The following is a 4,923-nucleotide window of genomic DNA, read 5'->3' on the forward strand; positions in this document are numbered from 1 at the left end:
GACGCCGTGCGGCTCACCGAGCACGCGGGCCTCCACGGCGAGTGGCTGTGGACGCTCGTCCACGTGTGGCAGGCGACCGTGCGGCTGCTGCGCGGGTCGCCCGCGGACGCCGTCCCCCTCCTGGACCGGGCGCTGGTCGCGGCGCGGCGTCGCGAGGACCCCCTGGCGATCTTGGCGGTCAGGTCGAGGAGCGTGCCCACGGGCAAGGTGCTGGTGCGCGACAAGGGACGCACCATCGCCCGCGCCAGGCTGGCCGCCTCGGACCGCGGCCGGGTCACGGTGCGGCTGCCGAAGCTGCGCCGCGGCAAGCACGTGCTCGTCGTGCGCTACCAGGGCTCGCCGACCGTGGCGGCCTCCTCCTCGGCGGCGCGCTCGGTCAGGCTGCGCTGAGCCACGTCCGTCCCACCGCACCGCCCGGGCCACCCCGCCCGGGCGGTGCGGCGCCGATCGGGACCCGCACCGGTGTCGTGCAGCGGCTGTGGATGCGGGGCGGCGGGGTGTCGGTCACGGTTGACACACTGGGCCCATGCCCGACACCGAGACCGTCGCCCACGACGTACGCCGCGCCGCCGAGGAGCACCTGCGTGCCCTCGTCGGGCCCCGTGACGGGCAGGGCGAGGCCCGGCTGCGCGACGACCAGTGGTCGGCCATCGAGGCACTGGCCGTCCACCGTCGCCGCTCGCTCGTCGTGCAGCGCACCGGCTGGGGCAAGTCGGCGGTCTACTTCGTGGCCACCCTGCTGCTGCGGGCCCAGGGTGCCGGGCCGACGATCATCGTCTCCCCGCTGCTCGCGCTCATGCGCAACCAGATCGCGGCCGCCGAGCGCGCCGGCATCCGTGCGGTGACGATCAACTCCACCAACATCGAGCAGTGGCAGCCCATCCACGACGCCATCGCGGCGGGCGAGATCGACGTGCTGCTGGTGAGCCCGGAGCGGCTCAACAACCCCGGCTTCCGTGACGAGGTGCTGCCCCGGCTGGCGGCGACGGCCGGCCTGCTGGTGATCGACGAGGCGCACTGCATCTCCGACTGGGGTCACGACTTCAGGCCCGACTACCGGCGCATCCGGACCCTCCTGGCCGACCTGCCCGAGGGCATCCCGGTGCTCGCCACGACGGCCACCGCCAACGCCCGGGTCACCGACGACGTGGCCGAGCAGCTGGGGCACGACGTCCTGGTGCTGCGCGGCTCGCTCGACCGCGAGTCGCTGCGGCTGGGCGTGGTGCGGCTCACGACGGCCCAGCAGCGGCTGGCGTGGCTGGCCGACCACCTCGCGGAGCAACCGGGCTCCGGCATCGTCTACTGCCTCACCGTGGCACAGACGCAGGAGGTGGCCGACTACCTGCGCTCGCGGGGCCACGAGGTCGCGGCGTACTCCGGGCAGACCGAGACCACCGAGCGGCAGGCGCTGGAGGAGGCCCTGGTCGAGGGGCGGGTCAAGGCCCTGGTCGCCACGAGCGCCCTCGGCATGGGCTTCGACGCGAGCCTGGGCTTCGTGGTCAACCTCGGGGCGCCGGCCTCCCCGGTGGCCTACTACCAGCAGGTCGGCCGTGCCGGCCGCGGCACCGACGACGCCACGGTGGTGCTGCTGCCGGCGATCGAGGACCGCGACATCTGGGCCTACTTCGGCTCCCTGGCCTTCCCGCGGGAGGAGCTGGTCCGCCAGACCCTCGACGTGCTCGCCGCCTCCGAGAAGCCGCTGAGCACCGCGGCCCTGGAGACCCACGTCGAGCTCAACCGCACCCGCCTCGAGACCATGCTCAAGGTGCTCGACGTCGACGGTGCGGCCCGGCGGGTCCAGGGCGGGTGGACCGCCACGGGGCAGCCGTGGGCCTACGACGCCGAGCGCTACGCCCGGGTCGCGGAGGCGCGCGAGCGCGAGCAGCAGGCGATGCTCGCCTACCTCGACACCGACCGCTGCCGCATGCAGTTCCTCCGCGACCAGCTCGACGACCCCGCGGCGGAGCCGTGCGGGCGCTGCGACACCTGCGGTGGCCTCACGCTCTCGAGCGCGGTGTCCGAGTCGGCCGTCTCCGAGGCGCACGAGCGGCTCAGCCGGCCCGGCGTGGTCGTGGAGCCGCGCAGGATGTGGCCCACCGGCCTGGCGAGGCTGGGCATCGACCGCAAGGGCAAGATCGGCGCCGGCGCCGAGGAGGGCCGCACCATCGCCCGGCTCACCGACCTCGGCTACGGCCAGCAGCTGCGCGCCCTCTTCGCGCAGGGCGTCCCCGACGGCCCGGTGCCCGTGCCCCTGGCCCGGGCGGTCGTGGAGGTGCTGGGCGACTGGCAGCCGAGGGTCGACGGCATCGTGTTCGTCGAGTCGGTGCGTCGGCCGACGCTCACCCGTGACTTCGCCGAGGGGCTCTCCCGCTACCTCCGCGTGCCGGTCGTCGGGTCGTGGGCGGTCACCGACCCCGGCGTGCCACCCGAGGCGGGATCCATGAACTCCGCCCAGCGCGTCTCGGCGGTGGCCCGCCGGTCCACGCTGCAGGCACCCGGCGTGGCCGGCCGCGTCCTGCTGGTCGACGACCTGGTCCGCACCGGGTGGACCCTGACGGTGGCGGCCGTCGCGCTGAGGCAGGCCGGGGCGGAGGCGGTGCTCCCGCTCACCCTCGCCACCGAGAGCTGAGCGGCCGGCGACTCGCCACCGCCCGGGGCACCGGGCCGGACGTCAGTGACCCACCATCGCCGCCGGGTCGACCGGCTGCTCGACCGGCTTGCGCGGCAGGAACCACGCAGGGATCAGGCAGCAGGCGACCAGCACCGTGGCCACGACGAAGACGGTGGCGAACGAGCCGGCCATGTGCTCGAGCGCCCCGGCCGGGGTGCTCGCGGTGTTCTTCTTGAGCTCGTTGGTCAGCACCACCGAGAACAGCGCGGTGCCCATCGAGGCGGCCACCTGCTGGACGATGTTCATCAGCGTCGACCCGCGGGCGATCGTGAGCGGCTTGAGCGTGGCCAGGGCGGAGGCCATGATCGGCATCATCGTGCCGCCCATGCCGAGGCCCATGACGAAGAGGGCCCCGAGGATGAAGGCGTAGGAGGTGTCGGCGCCGATCCGGGTGAACATCGCCATGCCGACGGTGATGACGGCGATGCCCGTCAGCACGATCCTGCCCGGGCCGATCCTGTCGGCCAGCACGCCGGCGACCGGCATGGTGATCATGGCGCCGATGCCCTGCGGGGCCAGCAGCAGGCCGGCGCCCAGCGCGTCCTCGCCACGTACCTGGATGAAGTACAGCGGGAAGAGCAGGCTGGCGCCGAAGAAGGCGATGGCGAACAGCGACATCGCCAGCACGGCCACCGTCATGTTGCGGTTGGCGAACAGGCGCAGGTCGACGAGCGGGTGGAGGTTGGCCCGGCGCAGCGCCCACGGCACGAACGCCGCGATCAGCGCGATGCCGAGGAGGGAGGTCACGAGCACCTCGGTGGCCAGCACGGTGCCGTGCTCGGGGATCGAGGAGACGCCGTACAGGAAGAGCGCGAGGCCGGGGGAGAGCAGGACCATGCCCAGCCAGTCGAAGCTCTCGGACGGCTCGACGCTGTCGGCGGGGAGCACGAGGACGGCGTAGACGAGCGCGGCGATGCCGATCGGGAGGTTGATGAGGAAGATCCAGTGCCACGACGCGGCGTCGATGAGGTAGCCGCCGAGGATGGGGCCGAAGATGGGGCCGAGCAGCATCGGGATGCCCAGCACGGCCATCACGCGGCCCACCCGCTCGGGACCGGCGGCGCGGGTCAGGATCGTCATGCCGAGCGGCATCAGCATGCCGCCGCCGAGGCCCTGGAGGACGCGGTAGAGCACCAGCTGCTCGAGGCTGCCGGCGGTGGCGCACAGCACGGAGCCGGCGGTGAACAGCGCCACCGCGAGCAGGTAGAGCCGCTTGGTGCCGAAGCGGTCGGCGGCCCAGCCGGTGAGCGGGATGACCGTGGCGAGCGCCAGCGTGTAGCCCGTCATGGTCCACGCCACCTCGGCCGCGGTGGCGTCGAACTCACGCTGGAACGTCTCGAGGGCCACCGACACGACCGTGATGTCGAGGATGGACATGATGGCGCCGAGGACGACGACGCCCGCCACGACGAGGACGCTCCTGTCGAGGCGGTCGGTGGGCGTCGGCGCGACCGCGTCCGACCCGGTGGAGGGCTTGATGCTCACCATCCGAGGGTATGGATTCTGGCCCCACCCGGCCAACCTGTGGCACGTGCACGTCACGTGACGTGCCCCACGCGGAGCGCACCGTCGGCGCCGGCCGTTAGCGTCGGGTCCTCCACACCTCTCACCGGAAGGCCACTGCGTGAGCTTCGTCCCCGTCACCGGCGCCGCCACCTTCCGCTCCGGCGCGCCACCGCGCGACGGGGTCGTGGAGTTCCGCGACGACCGCCGCACGGTCAGCCTGCCGGTGCGCGCGGCGCTGCCGGTGCTGACCCGGGCCCGGGCGGGCGACGAGGCGCACCCGAGCGTGCGCCTCCTGGCCGGAGCCGCCCTGCTCGGCATGCGGCTGGTGGCGGCCGGCAAGTTCCAGCCGGACCCCGCGGAGGGGCGGTGGCGCCCGGCGGGCCTCGGGACCGACGACGACGACCGGATCGTCCGGCTCTCGCAGTCCTTGGCGTACGGCGACCTCGACGCCGCCGGGGCCGAGGGCATCGCCCGCCGGATGATCGACGCGGTCGTCGACGCGATGCCGCGCAGCGCGCCGCACGCCGCGGCACGGGCCGTCGAGCGACCGCCGTCGGCGGTCCGCGTGCCGCCCGGTGGCGACTACGCCGCCCGCCTGCAGGCGAGGCTCGCCCGGCACCGGGCCGCGGTGCCCGACAACCGGCCGCAGCTCGTCAGCCTCTCCCTGCGCGTGGAGGCCGAGGAGGAGGAGCTCGCGGCGGGCGCGCGGCGGCCGGTGGCTCCCGTGGCCGCGCAGCGCCACACCC

General features: G+C 74.2%; 3 protein-coding genes and 1 pseudogene. 3 read left to right on the forward strand and 1 reads right to left on the reverse strand.

Translation table 11 applies throughout. The features are described from left to right. Both QZX64_RS13085 and QZX64_RS13090 read left to right on the forward strand, forming a co-directional pair. A partial coding sequence (locus tag QZX64_RS13085) for an Ig-like domain-containing protein (protein ID WP_295660630.1) occupies positions 1-390 on the forward strand: 390 nt, incomplete at its 5' end. Positions 391-526: 136 nt separating this feature from the next. Further along, positions 527-2,629, forward strand: coding sequence for a RecQ family ATP-dependent DNA helicase (locus tag QZX64_RS13090; protein WP_295660631.1), 2,103 nt, complete (start codon positions 527-529; stop codon positions 2,627-2,629). A gap of 42 nt (positions 2,630-2,671) precedes the next feature. On the opposite strand, the gene QZX64_RS13095 is transcribed toward QZX64_RS13090, so the two are convergent. Next, positions 2,672-4,156 (reverse strand): DHA2 family efflux MFS transporter permease subunit, encoded by a 1,485-nt coding sequence (locus QZX64_RS13095; protein ID WP_295660633.1) that lies wholly within the window; start codon positions 4,154-4,156, stop codon positions 2,672-2,674. Positions 4,157-4,295: 139 nt separating this feature from the next. On the opposite strand from QZX64_RS13095, the pseudogene QZX64_RS13100 reads away from it, so the two are divergent. Next, positions 4,296-4,923, forward strand: a pseudogene (locus QZX64_RS13100) (ATP-dependent helicase); the annotation flags it as partial.

The organism is uncultured Nocardioides sp. (assembly GCF_902805925.1).
GTDB lineage: Bacteria > Actinomycetota > Actinomycetes > Propionibacteriales > Nocardioidaceae > Nocardioides.

What these genes read in the sequence shown, in the direction of transcription:
- QZX64_RS13090 (WP_295660631.1), top strand. Translation starts at nt 527, where the DNA reads ATGCCCGACACCGAGACCGTCGCCCACGACGTACGCCGCGCCGCCGAG.